At 61.1% G+C, this 19,340-nt stretch carries 18 protein-coding genes; 2 read left to right on the top strand and 16 right to left on the bottom strand.

Annotated features, from left to right (window positions below; genetic code table 11):
• Positions 1–28 precede the first annotated feature (28 nt).
• The 6 genes from NRB16_RS00340 to NRB16_RS00315 are packed head-to-tail and all read right to left on the bottom strand — an operon-like array spanning position 29 to position 5,801.
• Positions 29–433, bottom strand: coding sequence for a type IV pilin protein (locus NRB16_RS00340; RefSeq protein ID WP_253116221.1), 405 nt, complete (start codon positions 431–433; stop codon positions 29–31).
• A gap of 12 nt (positions 434–445) precedes the next feature.
• Positions 446–3,607, bottom strand: a complete 3,162-nt coding sequence (locus NRB16_RS00335; protein WP_257105215.1) for a pilus assembly protein — start codon at positions 3,605–3,607, stop codon at positions 446–448.
• Positions 3,594–4,097, bottom strand: coding sequence for a PilX N-terminal domain-containing pilus assembly protein (locus NRB16_RS00330; protein WP_045483655.1), 504 nt, complete (start codon positions 4,095–4,097; stop codon positions 3,594–3,596). The genes NRB16_RS00335 and NRB16_RS00330 overlap by 14 nt, the downstream gene beginning before the upstream one ends.
• A gap of 11 nt (positions 4,098–4,108) precedes the next feature.
• Positions 4,109–4,825, bottom strand: a complete 717-nt coding sequence (locus NRB16_RS00325; protein WP_045483658.1) for a PilW family protein — start codon at positions 4,823–4,825, stop codon at positions 4,109–4,111.
• The gene (pilV, locus tag NRB16_RS00320; RefSeq protein ID WP_045483661.1) at positions 4,822–5,340 is read right to left on the bottom strand and encodes a type IV pilus modification protein PilV; all 519 of its coding nucleotides are present in this window, start codon (positions 5,338–5,340) and stop codon (positions 4,822–4,824) included. The genes NRB16_RS00325 and pilV overlap by 4 nt, the downstream gene beginning before the upstream one ends.
• Positions 5,337–5,801 carry a GspH/FimT family pseudopilin gene (locus tag NRB16_RS00315; RefSeq protein ID WP_045483664.1) on the bottom strand — a complete coding sequence of 155 codons (465 nt, stop codon included), beginning with the start codon at positions 5,799–5,801 and terminating at the stop codon, positions 5,337–5,339. Before NRB16_RS00315 ends, pilV begins: the two co-directional genes overlap by 4 nt.
• A 118-nt stretch (positions 5,802–5,919) precedes the next feature.
• Between NRB16_RS00315 and NRB16_RS00310 the strand changes: the two genes are divergently transcribed.
• A complete protein-coding gene (locus NRB16_RS00310) occupies positions 5,920–6,414 on the top strand; it encodes a GspH/FimT family pseudopilin (protein WP_045483666.1) in 495 nt (164 codons plus the stop codon).
• A gap of 32 nt (positions 6,415–6,446) precedes the next feature.
• Here the strand turns inward: NRB16_RS00310 and ispH are convergent, their stop codons facing one another.
• The 6 genes from ispH to murJ all read right to left on the bottom strand — a co-directional run bounded on the left by ispH (position 6,447) and on the right by murJ (position 13,832).
• On the bottom strand, positions 6,447–7,394 hold the full coding sequence (ispH, locus tag NRB16_RS00305) for a 4-hydroxy-3-methylbut-2-enyl diphosphate reductase (protein WP_045483668.1): 948 nt from the start codon (positions 7,392–7,394) through the stop codon (positions 6,447–6,449).
• Between the two features lie 80 nt (positions 7,395–7,474).
• Positions 7,475–7,936 carry a peptidylprolyl isomerase gene (locus NRB16_RS00300; RefSeq protein WP_045483670.1) on the bottom strand — a complete coding sequence of 154 codons (462 nt, stop codon included), beginning with the start codon at positions 7,934–7,936 and terminating at the stop codon, positions 7,475–7,477.
• Complete coding sequence (gene lspA / locus NRB16_RS00295; RefSeq protein WP_253142360.1) at positions 7,929–8,456, bottom strand: signal peptidase II; 528 nt, start codon at positions 8,454–8,456, stop codon at positions 7,929–7,931. The genes NRB16_RS00300 and lspA overlap by 8 nt, the downstream gene beginning before the upstream one ends.
• Positions 8,449–11,280, bottom strand: a complete 2,832-nt coding sequence (gene ileS / locus NRB16_RS00290) for an isoleucine--tRNA ligase (protein ID WP_253142361.1) — start codon at positions 11,278–11,280, stop codon at positions 8,449–8,451. The genes lspA and ileS overlap by 8 nt, the downstream gene beginning before the upstream one ends.
• Positions 11,277–12,227 (bottom strand): bifunctional riboflavin kinase/FAD synthetase, encoded by a 951-nt coding sequence (ribF, locus tag NRB16_RS00285; protein WP_253116206.1) that lies wholly within the window; start codon positions 12,225–12,227, stop codon positions 11,277–11,279. Before ribF ends, ileS begins: the two co-directional genes overlap by 4 nt.
• Positions 12,228–12,290: 63 nt before the next feature.
• Positions 12,291–13,832 (bottom strand): murein biosynthesis integral membrane protein MurJ, encoded by a 1,542-nt coding sequence (gene murJ, locus NRB16_RS00280; protein WP_045483681.1) that lies wholly within the window; start codon positions 13,830–13,832, stop codon positions 12,291–12,293.
• Between the two features lie 251 nt (positions 13,833–14,083).
• On the opposite strand from murJ, the gene rpsT reads away from it, so the two are divergent.
• Positions 14,084–14,356 carry a 30S ribosomal protein S20 gene (rpsT, locus tag NRB16_RS00275; RefSeq protein ID WP_045483684.1) on the top strand — a complete coding sequence of 91 codons (273 nt, stop codon included), beginning with the start codon at positions 14,084–14,086 and terminating at the stop codon, positions 14,354–14,356.
• 56 nt (positions 14,357–14,412) lie between these two features.
• On the opposite strand, the gene NRB16_RS00270 is transcribed toward rpsT, so the two are convergent.
• The 4 genes from NRB16_RS00270 to proB all read right to left on the bottom strand — a co-directional run bounded on the left by NRB16_RS00270 (position 14,413) and on the right by proB (position 19,300).
• The gene (locus NRB16_RS00270; protein WP_257105214.1) at positions 14,413–15,276 is read right to left on the bottom strand and encodes a phosphate/phosphite/phosphonate ABC transporter substrate-binding protein; all 864 of its coding nucleotides are present in this window, start codon (positions 15,274–15,276) and stop codon (positions 14,413–14,415) included.
• Positions 15,264–17,579, bottom strand: a complete 2,316-nt coding sequence (locus NRB16_RS00265; RefSeq protein WP_257105213.1) for an EAL domain-containing protein — start codon at positions 17,577–17,579, stop codon at positions 15,264–15,266. The genes NRB16_RS00270 and NRB16_RS00265 overlap by 13 nt, the downstream gene beginning before the upstream one ends.
• A 108-nt stretch (positions 17,580–17,687) precedes the next feature.
• A complete protein-coding gene (locus NRB16_RS00260; RefSeq protein WP_045483688.1) occupies positions 17,688–18,173 on the bottom strand; it encodes a CreA family protein in 486 nt (161 codons plus the stop codon).
• Between the two features lie 8 nt (positions 18,174–18,181).
• Positions 18,182–19,300 (bottom strand): glutamate 5-kinase, encoded by a 1,119-nt coding sequence (gene proB, locus NRB16_RS00255; protein WP_045493860.1) that lies wholly within the window; start codon positions 19,298–19,300, stop codon positions 18,182–18,184.
• Between the last annotated feature and the right edge of the window lie 40 nt (positions 19,301–19,340).

The following is a 19,340-nucleotide window of genomic DNA, read 5'->3' as shown; positions in this document are numbered from 1 at the left end:
TGTTCTCTGATTATTGTGAACGGAGCCGTCAGCGGCTCCAGCATTCCTTGGGTGTTGCCCCGCCGGTTGCGCCGGGATTGGTCCGCGCCCCGGTGTTGGTCAAGGTAAAGACGCCACACTTGTCGTTGGCCATCATGCCTTTGCCAGTGGCAGCCAGGGTGAAATCCTGAGCGTTGAGAGCGGCGGCAATGGTGTAGTAATCATTGCCGGCCGACACGCTGGGCGGTGAACCGGCCACCGTGTAGGCACCGTTTTTCGAGTAATACCGTTCAAGCGCCTGGGCCTGCTCCGACAACAGCGTGGCAATCGCCGAGCGCTGGGTACGCTTCACGTACTCGGTGTAACTGGGGTAAGCAATGGCCGCCAGAATACCGACAATCGCCACGACAATCATGAGTTCAATCAAGGTAAAGCCGTTATCTCTTGAGCGCATGAGTCACCTTCTCTACTGAATCTGTCGCCACATGATGCGTTGGAATACGTTGGCCGGGCCACCGCCAAGCGCGTCATTGCGGACCATGCCGCTGCTGTCAGTGGTTACCATAGCGTCGTTACCACCTGCTGTGCTCGATAGCAACGCATTGACAATCGGGATCCCGCTGCCGACCGCCAGACCACCCACCATGGCATCGGCGCTGGTAATCATCCCGTCACCTGTGGTGTCGAGCACCGGATAGTTGAACATGCCGCCGCTGGCGGCATCGAGCACGAGCACCCGGCCGGTACCGGTACTTTCACAAGGATCGGTTGAGTTCACGGCTGCCGTGCTGAAGATGATCCTGCTGCGGCTGCTCTGCGCAGGAAAGATGACCCGTTCCCCCAGATAAGGGGCAGCCGTGGCCAGCGGCAGATACCAGCCTTTGCGGGTCGACCAGTCGACGTTATTTCTGCTGACACTGAAATAGGTCGCGTTGCTGCCAGTCACCGTGCCGGTGATGTTCTGCACCTGCAGGTTGGCCTGGACAAAATTGCCGATGCCACCGCTGGCATCCCAGATGGCATAGAACGCCTGTTGCGCGGTGGTTTGCTTGTCAGTGGTCTCGCTGAATTTGCCGGTGCCGAAATAGATCAGCTTGCCGTTCTGCGGATGATCAAGAATCAGCGGCTGCACGGTAATAGGCTGGGCAGCCCCTAACGGCGCAGTGAACAGCGGCTGACCGCCAAAGGCCAGCGTCCAGCCAGAGGGGTTGGCAGCGCTCAGGTCGAACTTCCACATACGGCCCTTGAGGTCGCCAGCATACGCGGCCTGCACCACATTCTGGGCGTTGACCACCAGCTTGACCGACGACAGGCCGTTATCGGTCTCGTTATTCAACTGCGGGGTCTGGATTTCAGCGATGAACGCACCGGTATTGGCGTTGATCACATACAGCGAGGCACGCTCGGTAAAGCTGCCATAGCCATTGCCGACCACCATGATGCCCGTGCCATTGGCCATCCGTGCCACTTCAGGCCGGGAATAGGCGTACCCCAGGTTATTGAAGCGGTTACTGGGTGTGGAAGTATCAGGCGCCTTGACCTCCCAGAGTGCACTGATGGCATTGCTGACGCCCTCAAACAATTTGACCGCGAAGTAACCCTTACCGCCGGCCCCGGTGCCGCCGTAAGCCACAGTGCGCCATGAACCGTTGTCCTGGGTATCGAATACCGCCACCTGACCGTCAACCGTGAACTTGTGCACGCCCGAACCGTAGGACGTCGAGGCGATGGTCGACAGTGAAGGCAGCACCGTCGAAGGCATGAACGCATAACGGCGCTGGCCCGAACCGGCATCGAGCACGTTGAAAAAACCGTCGTTGGCATTGACCAGCACGCTGCTGCTCATGTTGGCTGACTTGAGTTGCAGGTAGGCCGTATACGAGGTATCGCCGAGCAGGTCACTGGCGGTCTTGTCACCGGGCAACGCCACCGCCAGCGTGGAGTTGACGATATCGCCCAACAGCAGGCTGCGGCTGCGCAACGACGCATTGGCCGTACCCTTGGCCCAGTTGATCAGGTTGGCGCCCGTCACGCCGCTGGGCAGGTTGGCGTTGAGCACCGCCTGTTGCGCCGGCGAGAAGTTGGCGTAATCCAGGCTGATCCGCGCCGGCGTTGTACCGGTACTCCATGACTCAAAGGTCGTCGCGGCGGTGCTGCCGGTCATGGTGGTGTCGGTGGTCCAGATCTGCGAGCCCCGCGCCCCGGTGGTGGCATTGAGGTTGTAGGCGCGCACGGTGCCGTGCCAGTCGGTCGGGTCATAGAATGTCTGGTAGAAGCGGGTGCCGGCCTGCAGTACCGCTGAGTTGGCCGAGGCGCCGCCCCCCGAGCCGACCTTGGCATAGATATCGCCCAGCGCCAGACTCAGGGCGCTGTTCAGGCCAGCGCTGTCATTGGCCTGGAAGTATTTGCCGCGCCCGTGGTTCTCGTCAGCGGCATCGATCAGCATCTGGTTATCCAGGGTAAAGCCAATCGTATAGGTGCTCATGTTCTGCACCGGGAAGCCGCCGGTGTCCCAGCTCTTGCCGGTCAGGTCGCCACCGGGGGTGCGTGAGTCGCGGCGCATGTCGATGTCATAGGCAAACTTGGCGATGTCATCGAGGTACAGGGTATCGCCCTCGTCATCCCCGGTCAGGTTCGGCCCGTCGTTGCTGATCCGGTCCCAGTTGGGCAACCAGCCGCTGGGGTCATCAGGATCGTTGCTCGGGAAGGTCCGGTCGTAGGTGGGCAAGCCATCAGTGATGACCACGCCATAGTTTTTCTGGCAGCGGTACTGGATGGGGCTGGTGAAGGTCGTTGGCGAGCCGGTGTAAGACGGCGAAGGCGACAGGCCGCGCATGTAGCGGGTGACCTGATAATAGGTTTCGGCCAATGGGGTGTTGGCCTCGGCGCGCAGGGCGCCGATCGCATTGCGCAGGTTGTTGTAGTTGGTGTCGGCAGTCTGTTGGCTCACCGCGCTCTGGTAGGCCGTGGCCGGCACCGCTGACAAGTCGGCCACCGATTGCTTGATACTGCCGCCAGGGCCGGGGTCGCCGCTGATGGGCGGGTTGTAACCGGCCAGGCCGATGCGCAGGGCACGGTTGTTCTGCACCAGCCCCTGAGCCACGGAAATCGCGCTATTGAGGCGGCTCTGGGTCGGGATGCCGGAAACGCTGCGGCCGGCGTTGAGTTCCGACACCAGATACGACAAGTAGGTGATCGGATAACGGGTATTGCCCGACCCTGCCGGGTCAGCCAAGGTGATGCAATGGATGGAGTTGGCATTACGGTAGAACGCGTAGGCCCCACCGCTGCAACCGGTTCTGCTCAGGTTGCCGACAAACACGTAATCGGCAGTGCCGTTACTGATCGGGTTGCCCTGGCTGTAGCCGCAGAAAATCAGAAAGCAGCTGTACACCGGTGTGTAGACCGGCCCCCATGTTGCCGAGGGGTTGTAGCCGGACGCCGTGATAATGGTGTCCATACTGCCCGAATTGTCGACCTGAAGCATGACGTTCGGGGTGACCGCAGGCGCACTGAGCAGCGGTACCTGGGCCGGGTTGAATGCGTAGACCGGGGCAGCTACGTATAACCCCAACAGCAGGCCCGCCAGGTACTTACCGGCGCGCGACACCGCCTCAACAATTGGCATAGATACTCTCCAGCACGGTTCGCGAAGCGCCCTGAATGACCACCGCAGTGACCCGGTACATGGTTACCGAGCTACCGGCCTGGCAGGTCGGCGGGCGGCTGATCGGTGTGGTGGTAGTACCCAGGTTCTGAATACCGTAGAAGCCACCACCGGCCGCCACCCACAGCACCCCCGATGCGCCCGTGCCGGCAGTGGTGAGGCTGGTTGACTCGGCTGGCGGCAGACAATTGGCGGGCGAGTTGCACTTGGCCATGCTGAAGTTGCTGGCCATGATCGCCGTCTCCCCCAAGCGCAGCACCGCCTCGGCGGTCTGGAACGAAGTATTGCGCAGGGTGACACTGCCGGCCATCTTCTCCTGCAGGGTGGCGCTTTGCATGGAGGCAATGCCCAGCATCGTCAGCAATAGCAAAAAGATCAGGCTGACCAGCAAGGCCATGCCGTGCTGGCGCTGGATAAACCGGGGCATGCGCTGCAAGCGGTTGGTGTTCATCGCATCCCCTCTCAGAACCGGTTACGCAAGTAGGCGACAGCGCTGTAAGTCTGATTAGCGACCCGCGCCTCCGGGTCTCTCAGGGTCAGGCTCAGGCGCACGCTGCGGATCTCGGCAGAACTGGCCGCGCTAATGACCCGGGTGTAGCTCATGGGGCTGCCGGTCATGCCGAACGATACGTCGAAAGCCACAATATTCTGCAGCAAGGGCTGGGCAGGCTGGGTAGAGGCAGTACCGGCCTTGATGCTCAGGGTGCCGTTATTGGCACTGTAGCTGTAGACCAGTTGCCGCAGCGGGAACGCCGTCTGGCCGGCAGCCGGCGCCCTGGAACCGGCGTAAAGCTGAGACGAGGTTTGGCAATCGGAAAGGATGGTCCAGTTCGGCGCGACCCCGGCTGTACCGATGTCGGCGGTGACAATGGTCAGGGTGTTGGTGGTGTTGTCCCAGAGGATCGGGGTGTTAAGCGCCGTCGGCCACTCAATCGCTGGCGGTACCGGGATGTAACTGCCAAAGCTCAGGCAGCCGTACATGCCGGTCATGCGCAGTTCCTGGATCATCTTGCTCAGCACGAAGCGTGCGTCTTCCTGCAGGCGCGCTGCCGAGTTCTGACTGGAAAAGGTCGTGCGCGCGGCAATGAAAATCTGCACCACCCCGAAGCTGACCACCAGCCCGAGCGCCAGCGCCACCATGATTTCGATGAGACCGAACCCTTGTGAACGGCGCTTCATGGCGTCACCCCGACCCCGATGCGCGAGGTAAGTACGAAGCTGCGTGCAGCCGCCGCAGCAGGCGTTGCTCCGCTGGCCAGGTCTTCAGGTTGCTGGGCACGGCGGTCATTCCAGTAAATGGTGATGGTGACCTCCTGGCCGTTAATGGCAATCTTGCTTTGCGCGCCATCGGTGCCGGCAAAACCCGTGACATTTTCGCGGAAGTCCGACAGGTCTCTGGAGCGCGCATCGTTTCCGGGCGCTGGCGCCGCCGACAGGCTCGACAACCCATAGCTGGCGAGCACATTGGCGGTGCCATTGGAGGTGGCGTTGCCGATCACGTTGGCCCGGATGCGATCCATCATGTCATAGGCAATAAAGCTGGCCTGGCTGGTCATCGCGGCACTGTCGGTGTACTTGAGCGCATTGAGCTGAATAGCAGCGGCGCCCAGCAGACCGATGGCCAGAATCAACACCGAGATCAGCACCTCGATCAGGGTCATGCCCGCCTGGGCAGCGCGACAGGTCTTGGTCATCCGCAGCTTCCATTCAAAACGATTCTTCCGGTCAGGCAGACATACAACGCCTTGCTGATCGTGCCGCGAGTGTAGGTCATGGTCACCTGGCTGGCCGGTGTCGCCACCCCGCCGAGGTTGTTGAATTCGATGGCTGCCACATTGCCGGTGGCCAGCGCCGCACCGGCACTCATGCCGCTCAGGGTCCTGAGGGTGGTCGGGTTGGTTTTTGTGTCAGTGATTCGCAGGTCGGCGGTCCAGTCGGCGCCGCTGACCGGCGCGATGCGGATCGTCATGCCACGGTTGATCGCCTCCAGCCGCGCATAATTGAGCGCCCGCTGCAGGTCGCTGACTTCAGTCTCGGCGCGGTTGTTCTGGATCATGCTGCTGAACCCCGGGATGGCAACGGCCGCCAGAATTCCCACCAGAGACACAGTGACTAACAATTCGATCAGGCTGAATCCCTTGGCGGAACGAGGCATTAAGTGTCTCCTTGACGATACGACTATAAAGCGGCTGCAACACCGAACAACCGTTACAAGGATATACGGTCATTTACGACTGACGAGTGTCAGCTTTTCTTCCAGGGAGGGAAGATCGATGAAACAGAGCGGTTTCACGCTATTGGAGCTACTGATTGCCCTGATTGTTCTGAGCATTCTGAGCGGGCTGGCAGCGCCGGGCCTGAGCGACCTGTGGCAAGCGCAACAACGGCTGGTGGCGGCCCGCGAGCTGGCCGGCGGTATACGCGCCGCAAGGGTCGCGGCAATCACCCGCCATCAGCAGGTCAGTATTCAGGCACTTGGGGAGGACTGGAGCCAGGGCTGGCAGATCATCGCCGAGCACAATCAACAACGCCCGGATGGGCCGGTGCTGCTGGAGCGGGTGCTCAATGGCAAGCTGCGGATCGTGGGCAATAGCAAGGTCGCACAGAAGCTCACATTCAGCGAGCTGGGCGGTTTGCGCGGCGGCGGCAACGGCACCATCCACGTGTGCCTCAGAGACCAGCCGGTCAGCCACTACCGGGTGGTGGTGGCGATTACCGGGAATGTGAGGGTGGTGGAGCGGCAAACCGATCAGCCGCTATGCGGCTGAGCTGTACTTTGAGGGCAGACCTTGAGGGCGTATCAGGTCACCGACTTGACCCGCAGCTCTTTAGGCATCGAGAAGGTGATGTTTTCCGGGCGGCCATCGAGTTCCTGAGCGCTGCTGGCGCCCCACTCCTGCAACTGCTGGATCACACCGCGCACCAGCACTTCCGGCGCCGACGCACCGGCAGTGATACCGATGTTGTGCACCCCGTCGAACCAGCTGCGCTGCATGTCTTCGGCGCCATCGATCAGGTAGGCCGGGGTCGCCATGCGTTCGGCCAGCTCGCGCAGACGGTTGGAGTTGGAACTGTTGGGGCTGCCTACAACCAGCACCACATCGCATTCGTCAGCCAGTTGCTTGACCGCATCCTGGCGGTTCTGGGTGGCGTAGCAGATGTCATCCTTGCGCGGCCCGCCGATAGCCGGGAAGCGCGCCCGCAGGGCGTCGATCACCCGGCTGGTGTCATCCATCGACAGCGTGGTCTGGGTCACAAATGCCAGACGCTCGGGGTTGCTGACCTCAAGCCTGGCGACATCCTGCTCATCTTCCACCAGGTAGATGGCCCCGCCATTGCTGGCATCGTACTGGCCCATGGTGCCTTCGACTTCCGGATGGCCGGCGTGGCCGATCAGGATGCACTCACGGCCATCGCGGCTGTACTTGGCCACCTCGATGTGCACCTTGGTGACCAGCGGGCAGGTGGCATCAAAGACCTTCAGGCCGCGGTTGGCCGCCTCGCTACGCACAGCCTGGGATACACCGTGGGCACTGAAGATGACGATGACGTTATCCGGAACCTGGTCCAATTCCTCGACGAAAATGGCCCCACGCGAGCGCAGATCCTCGACGACGAACTTGTTGTGGACCACTTCGTGGCGCACATAGATCGGCGGCCCGAACACTTCCAGGGCCCGGTTGACGATTTCGATCGCACGGTCCACACCGGCACAAAAGCCGCGGGGATTGGCGAGTCTGATTTGCATGTTGGCCTCGGCAGCCTGTGGCTGTATAGGGTGCGCAGCTTTTGCCGCTCCCGCAGGAGCGGCTTCAGCCGCGAAAAACGTTACGAATCCAGCGCCACGACTTCGAAGATCTGCACTTCGAAATCAAGGGTCTTGCCGGCCAGCGGATGGTTGAAATCGATGGTCACCTGCTGCTCATCGAAGTCCTTCACCACACCCGGCAACTCGGTATTGGCGGCATCGTTGAAAATCACCAGCAGCCCTTCGGACAGTTCCATGCCCTCGAACTGCGAGCGTGGCATGATTTGCACGTTTTGCGGGTTGTGCTGACCAAAGGCACCTTCGGGCGGGATGCGCACGCTTTTGTGATCACCGGCCTTGAAGCCGAAGATCGCCGCTTCAAAGCCTGGCAGCAAGTTGCCGTCGCCGACCTTGAAGGTCGCTGGCGACTTGTCGAAGGTGCTGTCCACGGTGTCGCCGTTTTCCAGGCGCAAGGCAAAGTGCAGCGTCACCTGGGTGTTCTGGCCGATACGGATATCGCCCGCTGATGATTGTTCAGTCATGAACAGCCTCTTCACTTTTCTTGCTCTTGAACATATCCAGCGCCAGCATCACCGCGCCGACGCTGATCGCGCTGTCGGCCACGTTGAACGCCGGGAAGTACCAGCGGTTCTGCCAGTGCACCAGAATGAAGTCGATCACATGGCCCAGCACGACGCGGTCGTAGAGATTGCCGATGGCGCCGCCCAGCACCAGTGCCAGGGCGACCGCCAGCCAGGTCTCATCGCGCCCCAGGCGCTTGAGCCAGACCACCAGCACCGCACTGACCACCAGCGCAATCACGGCGAACAACCAGCGCTGCCAGCCGGCGCCGTCCGCCAGGAAGCTGAACGCTGCGCCGGTGTTATATGCCAGGGTCCAGCTGAAGTAATCCGGAATCACGATGATCTGTTGGTACAGGTTCAACGAGTTCTCGAAGTAGTACTTGCTGACCTGGTCAACGATCAGGACCAGCAGGCTCAGCCATAACCAGGACAGCCGGCCGAACCGGCCGGTGCCCTTATCCAGCCCCGAGTCAGGCATAGTGACGCACCTCGCCGGCACCGCTGATGTTGTCTACGCAGCGGTTGCAGATTTCCGGATGCTCGGCGTGGCTGCCCACGTCTTCGCGGTGATGCCAGCAACGGGCGCACTTGGCGTGCCCGGACTTGACCACTTTGAGCTTGAGCCCTTCGACTTCGGTCACTACCGCATCGGCCGGCGCCGAAACGAACGGCGCGACGGTGGCAGTCGAGGTGATCAGGACGAACCGCAGCTCGTTGCCGAGTTTGGCCAGATCGGCACTCAACGCCTCTTCGGCGTACAGGGTCACTTCGGCCTGCAGGTTGCCGCCGATGGCTTTGGCAGCGCGCAGGTTTTCCATTTCCTTGTTGACCGCAACCTTCACCGCCATGACCCGCTCCCAATAGGCGCGGTCCAGCTCGAAACCGGCTGGCAGCTCGCTCAGGCCCTGATACCAGGTGTTGAGCATCACCGACTCGTTGCGCTCGCCCGGCAGGAACTGCCACAGCTCGTCGGCAGTGAACGACAGGATCGGCGCGATCCAGCGTACCAGCGCTTCAGAGATGTGGAACAGAGCGGTCTGGCAGGAACGCCGCGCGACGCTGTTGGCGCCCGTGGTGTACTGACGGTCCTTGATGATGTCGAGGTAGAAACCGCCCAGCTCCTGCACGCAGAAGTTGTGGATCTTCGAGTAGACGTTCCAGAAGCGGTATTCGCCGTAGTGCTCTTCGAGCTCGCGCTGCAGCAGCAGGGTGCGATCCACCGCCCAACGGTCCAGCGCCAGCATGTCTTCAGCCGGCAGCAGGTCGGTGGCCGGGTTGAAGCCGGACAGGTTCGACAGCAGGAAGCGCGCGGTATTGCGGATCCGCCGGTAGGCGTCGGCACTGCGCTGCAGGATCTGCTCGGAAACGGCCATTTCGCCGGAGTAGTCGGTGGCCGAAACCCACAGACGCAGGATATCGGCGCCCAGCGTGTCGGTGACCTTCTGCGGCTCGATGGTATTGCCCAGCGACTTGGACATCTTGCGGCCGTTCTCGTCGACCGTGAAGCCGTGAGTCAGCAGCTCGCGGTACGGCGCATGCCCGTCGATGGCGCAACCGGTCAGCAACGAGGAGTGGAACCAGCCGCGGTGCTGGTCGGAGCCTTCCAGGTACAGGTCGGCGCGCGGGCCGCTGTCGTGGCCGATATTGTGCGAGCCACGCAGTACATGCCAGTGCGTGGTGCCGGAGTCGAACCACACGTCGAGGGTGTCGTTGATCTTGTCGTAGCTGGCCGCTTCGTCACCGAGCAGCTCGGCAGCATCGAGCTTGAACCAGGCCTCGATGCCTTGCTGCTCGACGCGCTGGGCGACCTGCTCCATCAGCTCGACAGTGCGCGGATGCAGTTCGCCGGTTTGCTTGTGCAGGAAGAACGGAATCGGCACGCCCCAGTTGCGCTGGCGCGAGATGCACCAGTCAGGCCGGTTGGCGATCATCGAATGCAGACGCGCCTGGCCCCAGGCCGGGACGAATTTGGTCTGGTCGATGGCCTTGAGCGAACGCTCGCGCAGGCTGGCACCGGCAGCCGGCTGCTTGTCCATGCCGACGAACCACTGTGCCGTAGCACGGTAGATCAGCGGGGTCTTGTGCCGCCAGCAATGCATGTAGCTATGGCTGATGGTCTCGGTGTGCATCAGGTTGCCGACTTCAGCCAGCTTGTCGACGATGTTCTGGTTGGCCTTGAAGATGAACTGGCCACCGAAGAACTCCAGCGACTCGACATACACGCCGTTGCTCTGCACGGGGCTGAGGATGTCATCGTTGCTCATGCCGTAGTGCTTGCACGAATTGAAGTCGTCTACGCCGTAGGCCGGGGCACTGTGTACCACACCGGTGCCGGCACCCAGCTCGACGTACTCGGCCAGGTACAGCGGCGACAGACGGTCGTAGAACGGATGGCGGAAATTGATCAGCTCAAGCGCTTTACCGGTGGCGGTGGCGATCACCGAACCTTCGAGCTTGTAGCGCGCCAGGCACGCCTCGACCAGCTCTTCAGCCAGCACAAGCAGGCGCTCACCGGTATCGACCAACGCATAGTTGAATTCAGGGTGAACGTTCAGCGCCTGGTTGGCCGGGATGGTCCACGGGGTGGTGGTCCAGATCACGATGGCCGCAGGCTTGGGCAGCGCCGAAAGACCGAAAGCGGCAGCCAGTTTCGCGTCGTCGGCAATCGGGAAGGCGACGTCGATGGTCGGCGACTTCTTGTCCTGATACTCGACTTCCGCTTCAGCCAGGGCCGAGCCGCAGTCGAAACACCAGTTGACCGGCTTGAGGCCCTTGAATACGAAGCCGCCCTTGACCATTTCGGCCAGTGCACGGATTTCTCCGGCTTCGTTGGCGAAGTTCATGGTCAGGTAGGGATTGTCCCACTCGCCCAGCACACCCAGGCGGATGAACTCGGCCTTCTGGCCCTCGACCTGCTCGGCCGCATAGGCACGGCACAGCTCACGGGTCTTGTCGGCCGACAGGTTCTTGCCGTGGGTGACCTCGACCTTGTGCTCGATCGGCAGGCCGTGGCAGTCCCAGCCGGGCACGTAAGGCGCGTCAAAACCGGCCAGGGTCTTGGAACGCACGATCATGTCCTTGAGGATCTTGTTCAGTGCATGACCGATGTGAATCTTGCCGTTGGCATAGGGCGGACCGTCGTGCAGGACGAACTTGGGACGGTCCTTGCCAATTTCGCGCAGCTTCTGGTACAGGCCAATGCTGTCCCAGCGCTGCAGGGTTTGCGGTTCGCGCTGGGGCAGGCCGGCCTTCATCGGGAAGGCGGTGTCCGGAAGATTTAGCGTGGCTTTGTAGTCGGTCATTTCAGGCTCTTGGTTAGCGGTTGGCCATGCCAATGGGCACGGGCGGCGGCGACATCCGCATTGATCGCCGTCTTGAGCGCCTCCAGTGAGGCAAAGCGCTGCTCATCACGCAGCTTTTGGTGGAAAACCACCGTCAAACGCCGGCCATAGAGATCACCGGCAAAATCCAGAAGATGCACCTCGAGGTGGGCACTGCCATCGCCGGCCACGGTCGGACGCACGCCGATATTGGCAACCCCCGGCCAGACCTGACCGTCAATCAGGGTGCTGGTCAGATAGACCCCGCTCAGCGGCACGCGGCGGCGCTTGAGCTGCACATTGGCGGTCGGCGTACCGAGCTGGCGGGCCAGCTTCTGGCCATGCAGGACGCGCCCGGAAATCGCGAACGGGCGGCCCAGCAGTTGCTCGGCAAGGTCGAAGTCGGCGCTGGCCAGCGCCTTGCGTACCTTGGTGCTACTGACCCGCAGGCCATCGATCTCGACGGTCTGCGCCGCTTCGACAGTAAACCCGTGGGCGGCGCCGGCACGTTGCAGGAAATCGAAATCACCGGAACGGTCATGGCCAAAACGAAAATCGTCACCCACTTCAAGGTGCTTCACACCGAGGCCATCAAGAACAATGGTCTCGACGAACTCGGTGGCGCTGAGTTGGCTGAAGCGCTGATTGAATGACAGGCACAGGACCCGGTCAACGCCCTCTGCGCGCAACAGCTCGACTTTGTCGCGCAACCGCGCCAGGCGCGGCGGCGCGGTGTCGGGGGCAAAGAACTCGCGCGGCTGTGGCTCGAAGATCACCACGCAGCTGGGCAGCTCCAGTTCGGCGGCGCGCTCACGCAGGCGCGCCAGGATAGCCTGGTGGCCGCGGTGTACACCGTCGAAGTTGCCAATCGTGGCGACGCAACCCCGGTGCTGGGGGCGCAGGTTGTGAAGGCCTCTAACCAGCTGCATAACGCACATCTTGCTCATAAAGTGGCCGATTATACCTACAGAGGGACAAGGACGACAGGCACGTTACGTCTTGATCGCCTTGCGGGCAAAATCCTTCAGGCGAAAACCCAGCAACAGCAGCATGGCAAAGTAGGCCACGACCCCGGCCGCAACCAGAATCCCCAGACGAACGAAGCGTTCGAGCATACCGCCCTCTGCCCAGGCCGGCATCAACTGCATCACCCCCAGCAGCACGCCGGCCATGACAGCGACCGCCACGCACAGTTTGAGCAGGAACAGCGGCCAGCCCGGTTGCGGCTGGAACAACTGCTGACGACGCAGTTGCCAGAACAGTAACAAGGCATTGATCGTCGCGCCGACACTGATCGCCAGCGCCAGGCCGGCATGCTGCAAGGGCCCGATAAACGCGAGGTTGAGCAATTGAGTGACGATCAACGTGAAAATCGCGATTTTCACCGGCGTGCGGATATTCTGTTGCGCGTAGAACCCCGGCGCCAGCACCTTGATCAGGATGATCCCCAGCAAGCCAACCGAATAGGCAATCAGCGCATGCTGGGTCATCAGCGCGTCGTGATCATCGAACTTGCCGTACTGGAACAACGCAACCGTCAGCGGCTCGGAAATCAGTCCCAGCGCCAGGGTACAGGGCAATACCAGCACAAAGCACAGGCGCAGCCCCCAGTCGAGAATCCGCGAATACTCATGACGGTCACGGTCGGCGTAGGTCTTGGCCAGGATCGGCAACAGGATGGTGCCCAGCGCCACACCCAACACGCCGGACGGCAGCTCCATCAGGCGGTCGGCGTAATACATCCATGACACCGAGCCTGCCACCAGAAAAGAGGCGAATATGGTGTTGATGATCAGCGAAATCTGGCTGACCGACACGCCGAGAATCGCCGGCAGCATCTGCTTCATCACCCGCCAGACACCCGCATCACGCAGGTTCAGGCGCGGCAGCACCAACATCCCGATGCGTTTGAGGTGCGGCAACTGATAAAGCAGCTGCAGCAGGCCACCGGCCAAGACCGCCCAACCGAGCGCCATGATCGGCGGATCGAAGTACGGCACCAGCAACAGTGCAAACACGATCATGCTGACATTGAGCAGGGTCGGCACAAAGGCCGGCACGGCAAAGCGGTTCCAGGTATTGAGAATCGCCCCCGCCAGCGAAGACAGCGAAATCAGCAATATATAAGGAAAGGTCACCCGCAGCAGGTCGGAGGTCAGGGCGAACTTTTCCGGCGTGTCGGCAAAGCCCGGCGCTGTCGCCCAGATGATCCAGGGCGCAAACAGCACACCGAGCAGGGTCACCACCGCCAGGGCCAGGGTCAGTAGCCCCGAGACATAAGCGATGAAGGTGCGGGTCGCCTCCTCGCCCTGCTGGTTCTTGTACTCAGCCAGGATCGGCACGAATGCTTGCGAAAACGCCCCCTCGGCAAAGATTCGCCGCAGCAGGTTGGGCAGCTTGAAAGCGATGAAAAACGCATCGGTGGCCATCCCGGCACCGAACGCCCGGGCGATGATGGTATCGCGCACGAACCCCAGAACCCGGGACAACATGGTGATGGAGCTGACCGCAGCCAGTGACTTGAGCAGATTCATTAGCGCAACAATTCGCCTCGAGCAAAGGACGCTGTTTGCTGTCGTCCATTTATGCGATACTCCGCGGCCCAAAAAAGCCCGAAGCCAAAGTCCGCGAGTGTACAGCCCCGGCGCCGGAAATGAATCACCGGCAAGGTGCAAGACCACTCGGCGCAAACTTGTATCTGCCCTTGACATTCATTGGGCACATCGGCATGATTCGCGGCCTTATTTGTTAGCTATTTCATAACAGTCTTTCGAGGAGCTTGACGGTGGCCAACTCACCTTCCGCCAAAAAACGTGCAAAACAGGCTGAGAAGCGTCGCAGCCACAACGCCAGCCTGCGTTCCATGGTTCGTACCTACATCAAGAATGTAGTTAAAGCCATTGACGCAAAAGACGCAGAAAAAGCACAAGTTGCTTACACTCTGGCTGTGCCTGTCATCGACCGTATGGCCGACAAAGGCATCATCCACAAGAACAAGGCTGCTCGTCATAAGAGCCGCCTGAACGGTCACATCAAGGCCCTGAAAGAAGCCGCCTGATTGACCTGTTCTTGAAAAAACCGACCTGAGGGTCGGTTTTTTTATGCCCGCGCTTTCTATCTGCCCTGCATCAACTGTTGCAGCGGTGCATACTCGGCATGACTGACCGGCGCCAGCCCAGACGCCCCCTGCGACTTCAGAAAGTCGCCCAGCACCGCCCTGTCGCCCAGCATTACCGAGCCAATAGCACGCTTCAACTCATCACACAGGCTGCCGCTAAAAACGTAGGGGTCGTAGTAAATCGGCTCTGAACGCCACAGCACACGCAAGCTGTCTTGCTGCATGCGCCCCTCGCGCAGATAGGCATCGGCGCGCACACTGGCCACGAACACCGCGTCAATACGCTTGCCCAGCAACGCATCCAGGGATTTGTCATGCGAGCCGGAGTAGCTCACCGAACCAAAGAACCGTGCAAGCGGCAGACCGGTCAGCCGGGCAAACTCGGCGTTAGGGATCAGGCTGCCCGAGGTACTGACCGGATCACTCAAGGCGACCGTCTTGCCACGCAGCGCCTCAAGGCTGTCGAACTCGCTGGCACGCACCAACAACAGCGCCTGATAGTGATGTCCCGGCGGCGTGAAATACCCACCATCAATGGTCAGGCTGGCAAACGGCTCGATACGCGGGTCACGACCATGCGCCAGGATATAAGAGGCCGGCCCCAGCCAGGCGATATCCACCCCACCCGAGACGATCGCATCGACAACGCTCTCATAAGAAGAAGACGCGACGATCTCCACCGGCATGCTCAACTTCAGGCTCAACTGATCCAGCAACGGCCGGTACTCATGCAGCAGCACATCCATACCTTTCTTGGGTATGACCGCCACCCGCAAGCTCTTTTGCTGACACTGGGCATAAGCCTGCACAGTGAACAGCCAGAGCAGCAGCAACGTCGACACGACTCTTATTCCACGCATATCTGCTCCGGCTCATCGACTAACGGCACGTACTCACTCAACTGCTGCAACGACAGCGGTCGGCTGAAGTAATAACCCTGGGCGAAATCGCAGCCCACCCGCTTCAGGTAAAGCATCTGCTCGCGGGTCTCCACTCCCTCCGCAACCACCTCAAGTCCCAGGCGCTTGGCCAGGATGAGGGTCGACGACACAATCGGGCTGTCATCCATGACGCCCGACAAGGACGCAATCAGCGCACGATCAAGCTTCAACTTGGTCAATGGCAACGCTTGCAGGTGGGCAAACCCCGCATAACCTTTGCCAAAGTCATCAAGACTGATATTCAAGCCTGCATCACGCAGACGACGAAGATGCTCGACCGCCAGGTTTTCGTCTTCCAGCACGGCCGTTTCGGTAATTTCCAAGTCAAGCCACTCAGGCTTCAGGGCATGCCTGTCGAGTTCATCAAGGACCCTCTGGCTAAAATCGGCCTGACGCAACTGAATGGCCGACACATTGACCGCCAGACGAATCGGCTGCCCTCGCGCATACCACTGCGCCATCATTTCACAGGCAAGACGCAGCACTTCCCAGCCCAGCTCGACGATAAACCCACTGCGCTCGGCCAATGCGATAAACCGGTCCGGATAAAGCAACCCGAGCGCCGGATGCTGCCAGCGCACCAGCGCCTCGCAACTGCTGAGCGAGATATCATCCAGGCGCATCTGGGGCTGGTAATGAAGAATGAACTGCCGCCCCTGCAGCGCCTCGACGAAAGCCTGCTCCAACGCAAAACTTTCGCCCTCCTCGACATTCAGCGAGGCATCGAAGAACCGGTACTGGCCGCGCCCGGCCCGCTTGGCCAGATACATGGCTGCATCAGCAGCACGAATCAGCTCATCGACCGCCTGCCCATCACGCGGATACAGGCTTACTCCGACGCTGGGGCTGGTACTGAGCATATGCTCAGCCAGGCTGTAGGGTGCCGACAACTTCTGCACCAACGCACCCACCCAGGCGTCTATCTGCCGCTCATTACGCTCACCGGCCAGCAGCACGACAAACTCATCACCACCAAAGCGCGAGGCTTCGTCTCCAGGCCCAAGCATCCAACTGATCCGCCCGGCGACCGCCTGCAATAGCAAGTCGCCAATCTCGTGGCCCAGCGAATCATTGATCGACTTGAAACGGTCCATGTCGATAAACAGCACCGCCATCAACTGCCCCTTGCCCAGCGCCCGCATGGCGACCTTGAGCAACTGGCGGCGGTTGTGCAAACCACTGAGATGATCAGTGGCGGCCGCATGACTGCTACGCCGGTGTTCCTCTTCAAGCCGGGCAATCAACGCCTGATTGGCTTGCTGGACCTGCTGCAGAGCAACAAAGGCGTCCTGGCGCTTGCGCAGCAGGCGCAGCGTCCACAACAGGCAGCCCAGAAGCAGCAGCGTCATGCTCAGGTTCAGCCATAGCCGACCACGAAACGACTCACGCGAGGCGTGCAGGATTTCGTCGACACCCTGGCTGACCACCACGGTAAAGCCGCGCTCCGGCAGGCGCACATACAGACTCTGGTAATGGCTTGGGCCAGCCTGCTGAAGCAGTTGCCCGGAAAGCTCCTGCACAGTGGCAAAGCCCGGCTCAAGCGCCCCGCCACCCACCACAACCCCACTGCTGTTGATGCGCAGCAACTCCTGACCCGCACCATCGAGCAAGCGCATCATGCCGCTGCGCCCCAGATCAATACGCTCGAACAATGCAGCCAGATAACCGATATCCAGTTGCACGACCAGAATGCGATTGAGCGTACCGTTTGCAGAGTCGACCAACGGCAACATGAATGGTAAGCGCCAACTGGGCAGCGAAGGCGCATCCTGCGCGCGAGCAACGAGCGGCAACAGCGGCTTGAGCCCGTATTGCATGGAATGATCGGCCAATTGCTCAAGCCACAGCACCGGCAAGCGACTCGGTTCATCCATGTGACTGGCAGACAGCAGCCGCCCATCCAGGCCATACAGGCTCATGCGCTTGAACACCGGGTCTTCGGCAAGCATGCGCACCAGCCCCTGCCGGCTATTGGCCGTGCCACCGAAATCGTCACGCACGACCTCACCAATGACCTGGGCCCGATCGACCAGCTGGCGCAGATTCTGCCCGGCTATTGCAGCCAGATTCAGATGCTCTGCCGCCTTGGCAGCCAGCGCTTCATCAGCAGAGGAGGCTTGATGCTGAAAGTGCCGCACCCAGAGAAATGCCAGGGTCACAGCACAAAATGCCAGCAACAACAGCTGCAGAGAGCTGAGCGAGGAAAATGACCTCCGGATCACTGCAAAACATCCATGCCCTGTAATACCGGCAATTTACTACTACGGCATTGCCAAATAATGACGGTTTTGCAGGGTCCGGAGATTGCCGGTCAGGTCAGGTACAACCTGCTAAGGCTTTTCAGCCTCACGCCACGGCAGGATCGGAATCGCAGTCACCGCATTTTGCGGGCTGCCTTCGATAAGGCGGTCGCTGTAGACCAGATACACCAGCGTATTGCGCTTCTCGTCCAAAAAGCGCACCACCTGCATGGTCTTGAACACCAGCGAGGTACGCTCCTTGAACACCTCTTCACCATCCTTGAGCGGCAACTCGAAGCGGATCGGCCCGACCTGACGACAGGCAATCGACGCCTCGGCGCGGTCCTCTGCCAGCCCCAGACTGCCTTTGACCCCACCGGTCTTGGCCCGCGACAGGTAGCAGGTCACGCCCTCGACCTTGGGATCATCGAATGCCTCGACCACGATCCGGTCGTTGGCGCCGAGCAGTTTAAAAACCGTCGACACCTGGCCAATCTCTTCAGCAGCAGCCTGCAAGGACCAGCCCAGCAGCGGCCAGGCCAGCAACAACCCGATTCCCAGCCTGAACACGCGCATGAACCACCTCACACCAGAATCAGATTATCGCGATGCACCAGCTCAGGCTCAGCCATGTAGCCCAACACCCGAACGATGGCATCAGACGATTGACCGATGATCTTCTGCGCCTCGACGGCGCTGTAGTTACTCAGCCCGCGCGCCACTTCACGACCATCCGGCGCCACACAGACAACCATCTCGCCGCGCCGGAAACTGCCCTGGACCAGCTTGACGCCGACCGGCAGCAAGCTCTTGTTATCCGAGGCCAGCGCGCTGACCGCGCCATCATCGAGCACCAGCGTGCCACGGGTCTGCAGATGCCCGGCCAGCCACTGCTTGCGCGCCGCAAGCATTTCGCGCTCCGGCGACAACAGGGTGCCGAGTTGCTCGCCGGCCTTGAGCCGCGCCAACACCTGCTCAATGCGCCCACCGACGATCACGGTGTGCGCACCGGAACGCGCCGCCAGACGCGCAGCGCGCAGTTTGGTCTGCATACCGCCACGCCCCAGCGCACCGCCTGTGCCACCGGCAACGGCGTCCAGCGCCGGATCATCGGCACGCGCCTCAAGAATCAATTGGGCATCAGGGTTGTTACGCGGGTCGGCATCGAACATGCCGTCACGATCCGTCAGGATGACCAGCAGATCGGCCTCGACCAGGTTTGCCACCAACGCCGCCAGGGTGTCGTTGTCACCGAAGCGGATCTCATCGGTGACCACCGTGTCGTTCTCGTTGATGACCGGCACCACCCCCAGCTCGACCAGCGCACGCAAGGTGCTGCGGGCGTTGAGATAACGCTTGCGGTCCGACAGGTCGTCGTGGGTCAGAAGAATCTGCGCAGTGTGCCGGTCATGCTCGGCAAAGCTCGACTCCCAGGCCTGTACCAGCCCCATCTGGCCGATAGCCGCTGCCGCCTGCAGCTCATGCATGGCACTCGGTCGGGTCGTCCAGCCCAGACGGCTCATCCCGGCCGCCACCGCCCCGGAGGACACCAGCACCAGTTCGACGCCCGCCTCATGCAGCGCCACCATCTGTTCAACCCAGACACTCATTGCCGAGCGATCCAGGCCCTTGCCATCAGCAGTCAGCAAAGCACTGCCAATCTTCACGACCCAGCGCCGGGCACCCGTCACTTTGCTGCGCATCATCATCCAACCTTAGCCAGAGAGTTTTTCAATTCGGCTT

This window comes from Pseudomonas sp. LJDD11 (genome assembly GCF_024584215.1).
Lineage (GTDB): Bacteria > Pseudomonadota > Gammaproteobacteria > Pseudomonadales > Pseudomonadaceae > Aquipseudomonas.
Note: the sequence above shows the minus strand (reverse complement) of the source record. Positions and strands in the feature narration are given on the sequence as shown.

What these genes read in the sequence shown, in the direction of transcription:
- NRB16_RS00310 (WP_045483666.1), top strand. Translation starts at nt 5,920, where the DNA reads ATGAAACAGAGCGGTTTCACGCTATTGGAGCTACTGATTGCCCTGATT.
- ileS (WP_253142361.1), bottom strand. Translation starts at nt 11,280, where the DNA reads ATGACCGACTACAAAGCCACGCTAAATCTTCCGGACACCGCCTTCCCG.
- ribF (WP_253116206.1), bottom strand. Translation starts at nt 12,227, where the DNA reads ATGCAGCTGGTTAGAGGCCTTCACAACCTGCGCCCCCAGCACCGGGGT.
- NRB16_RS00315 (WP_045483664.1), bottom strand. Translation starts at nt 5,801, where the DNA reads ATGCCTCGTTCCGCCAAGGGATTCAGCCTGATCGAATTGTTAGTCACT.
- NRB16_RS00270 (WP_257105214.1), bottom strand. Translation starts at nt 15,276, where the DNA reads ATGCGTGGAATAAGAGTCGTGTCGACGTTGCTGCTGCTCTGGCTGTTC.
- ispH (WP_045483668.1), bottom strand. Translation starts at nt 7,394, where the DNA reads ATGCAAATCAGACTCGCCAATCCCCGCGGCTTTTGTGCCGGTGTGGAC.
- lspA (WP_253142360.1), bottom strand. Translation starts at nt 8,456, where the DNA reads ATGCCTGACTCGGGGCTGGATAAGGGCACCGGCCGGTTCGGCCGGCTG.
- NRB16_RS00325 (WP_045483658.1), bottom strand. Translation starts at nt 4,825, where the DNA reads ATGAAGCGCCGTTCACAAGGGTTCGGTCTCATCGAAATCATGGTGGCG.
- NRB16_RS00260 (WP_045483688.1), bottom strand. Translation starts at nt 18,173, where the DNA reads ATGCGCGTGTTCAGGCTGGGAATCGGGTTGTTGCTGGCCTGGCCGCTG.
- NRB16_RS00330 (WP_045483655.1), bottom strand. Translation starts at nt 4,097, where the DNA reads ATGAACACCAACCGCTTGCAGCGCATGCCCCGGTTTATCCAGCGCCAG.
- NRB16_RS00340 (WP_253116221.1), bottom strand. Translation starts at nt 433, where the DNA reads ATGCGCTCAAGAGATAACGGCTTTACCTTGATTGAACTCATGATTGTC.
- NRB16_RS00300 (WP_045483670.1), bottom strand. Translation starts at nt 7,936, where the DNA reads ATGACTGAACAATCATCAGCGGGCGATATCCGTATCGGCCAGAACACC.
- pilV (WP_045483661.1), bottom strand. Translation starts at nt 5,340, where the DNA reads ATGACCAAGACCTGTCGCGCTGCCCAGGCGGGCATGACCCTGATCGAG.
- NRB16_RS00335 (WP_257105215.1), bottom strand. Translation starts at nt 3,607, where the DNA reads ATGCCAATTGTTGAGGCGGTGTCGCGCGCCGGTAAGTACCTGGCGGGC.
- murJ (WP_045483681.1), bottom strand. Translation starts at nt 13,832, where the DNA reads ATGAATCTGCTCAAGTCACTGGCTGCGGTCAGCTCCATCACCATGTTG.
- proB (WP_045493860.1), bottom strand. Translation starts at nt 19,300, where the DNA reads ATGCGCAGCAAAGTGACGGGTGCCCGGCGCTGGGTCGTGAAGATTGGC.